General features: G+C 53.7%; 3 protein-coding genes. 2 read left to right on the forward strand and 1 reads right to left on the reverse strand.

Going from position 1 to position 2,063, the window contains the following annotated elements:
- The coding region (locus AC1DQP_RS19825) for an AAA family ATPase (RefSeq protein WP_478052344.1) at positions 1 to 295 on the reverse strand (295 nt) is incomplete at its 3' end.
- A gap of 179 nt (positions 296 to 474) precedes the next feature.
- Here AC1DQP_RS19825 and AC1DQP_RS19830 point away from each other — a divergent pair.
- Entirely contained in the window at positions 475 to 1,098 is a 624-nt protein-coding gene (locus AC1DQP_RS19830; protein WP_478052345.1) for a DarT ssDNA thymidine ADP-ribosyltransferase family protein, read from the forward strand.
- Complete coding sequence (locus AC1DQP_RS19835) at positions 1,098 to 1,802, forward strand: DarT1-associated NADAR antitoxin family protein (RefSeq protein ID WP_457321791.1); 705 nt, start codon at positions 1,098 to 1,100, stop codon at positions 1,800 to 1,802. Before AC1DQP_RS19830 ends, AC1DQP_RS19835 begins: the two co-directional genes overlap by 1 nt.
- Positions 1,803 to 2,063 lie beyond the last annotated feature (261 nt).

A 2,063-nucleotide genomic window follows, 5' to 3' on the forward strand; every position in this document is an offset into this window, starting at 1 on the left:
CAGCAGTGTCCTTACCCTCTTTCACCTCGGGAAAGGTGAAGTCTGCCTCGATCCATAGGCTGGCGGCTTTGCCTTCAATCGGCGCCTCCCCTATCGCCACATGGAAGTCGGAGGGCAGCACTGTCCGCATGGTCCCTGTGGTGCCAAACATCCGGGCCAATGCTGTCAGCACGGCTGTCTTACCCGCACCGTTAGGTCCAAGTAGGTAGGTCATCGAATCGAGCTTGATTTCAACCGGGTCCGGACCGAAGGACCAGAAATTGCTGATCCTAACGACTGCCAACTGCATGAACATCCCCTGTTCGACGCCCCCTGCGGGCACGCCATCGTATAGCTAGCGACGATCTTCTGCCACGCTATGATCCGCTTAAGGAATGCCACTCACAGCCGATAAGGCCTCTGTGGTGGAGTGCAAGGGATTGGCACGACATGGTCTCGCGCTCTTCGAGCATTGACAGACAGAATGGACTCAATATGGCCGCAAACATCCAAGAATATGTCGCAGAGCGCGGCATCAACCATCTCGTTCACTTCACCCGAGAAGATAACCTTGCGTCGATCCTAGAAAATGGCCTTCTCCGCCGCGATCTCTTGACCCCGGGCGCTGGGGTGGTCTTCAATGACGAGCTTCGACTAGATGGAACTTCAGCCGTATGCTTATCCATCAGCTTTCCCAACTATAAGCTGTTTTGCAGGCTGCGGAATAGCAATCCTGACGAGAAGTGGGTAGTGATTGGCCTTCACCCTTCCGTGCTCTGGATGCTACGCTGCGCCTTCTGCACCTCGAACGCTGCTTCCAGTGCAGTCACCGGCATCAATATTGAGCAGCGCATGGGCCTAGGTGCTCTCCAAGCAATGTTTGTTGACTGGGAAGACAAAGTGAGGGCCAACCTTGGCCTGACTGCTTCCGTTCCGACCAACCCTCAGGCTGAGGTCTTAGTGCTCGATTCGATCCCAAGAAATTTCATTGTCGGAGTCGCAACGAGCAATGAATCCACCGCACAACGCCTCCGAGTAAGTCACCCGGGCGCGAACGTCTTGTCGTTCCCGAACTTTTTCTATCCGCGCGCTGACTACCAACATTGGCAGGCGAGCTAGTGGCTACACGTCCCATCTTCATGCCAAGCTTCGATGGGCCCATGCTCGTCTCTACTCGCCATGTGGAGTTTCAGTGGCACCCAGGCATGGCCATAAGCCAGTCTCAGAAGTCCATTGCATCACTTCACAGCCAAGCTCAGCGGCAGCTTGGTGTTGATCGAGTTTTGGAGATATCTAGCAAGTCACCTGATCCGCTAGGCGTTGATCTGAGTGCCTTTAACTTGATGATCAAGACAGTCAAGCATGAGCGGGAGTTCAGCTTGGAGTGCGCGTTTCAAGCAAGCAAGGTCTTCGAAAATGGCGGACCTTACAAAGATCTGCTGAACGCGCGCTCCCTTGACGCCAAGCGCGATCCGCGCTTGAAAGAAAGCGGCCGATTGATAAAGTTCCACTTCTTCAATGTTGATTGGGAACTGGAACCAAGAACAGCATTTTATGACTGGCTGTACATCAACGCGCTGCACAAGCAACCGGACCTTGCCAAACTCGTGCTCACATACCGCGCGTTTTCGGACATTGCATTCAACCCGGACAAATCGATCAACTGCCAAGCCTATGCGGCGGCGCTTTATGTCTCGCTTCATGAGCGAGGATTGTTGAGCGAAACAATGCTCAAAGACAAGGGCCTATACCTGTCGACCATCAAGACCGGCGTCATTAGTAATGCACACGAAGATAGCACCATCCAAAGCCCATTGATTTGAGTTTTTCGCACTTTTATCTCGATTAGCATCATTTTCCTCCGAGTCTTCAACCTCTATATCCCGGTCGCCTGTCTCAAAGGTGTATCCGCTTGACTGGCCGCCCAACACTTGAAAGCATGCACATCAAGACAGGGGGTGTCTGATGGATAGAGCAAAGGATCGTCGAAGTGACCAGGAATACACGGCCCAAGAGGTGGCGGCCCTAGATCCGCTTGCTCGTCGTGCATTGAAGCCGCATCTGCGTTGCCCCTATTGCGAGGC

The organism is Stenotrophomonas sp. P5_A8, assembly GCF_056400545.1.

What these genes read in the sequence shown, in the direction of transcription:
- AC1DQP_RS19830 (WP_478052345.1), top strand. Translation starts at nt 475, where the DNA reads ATGGCCGCAAACATCCAAGAATATGTCGCAGAGCGCGGCATCAACCAT.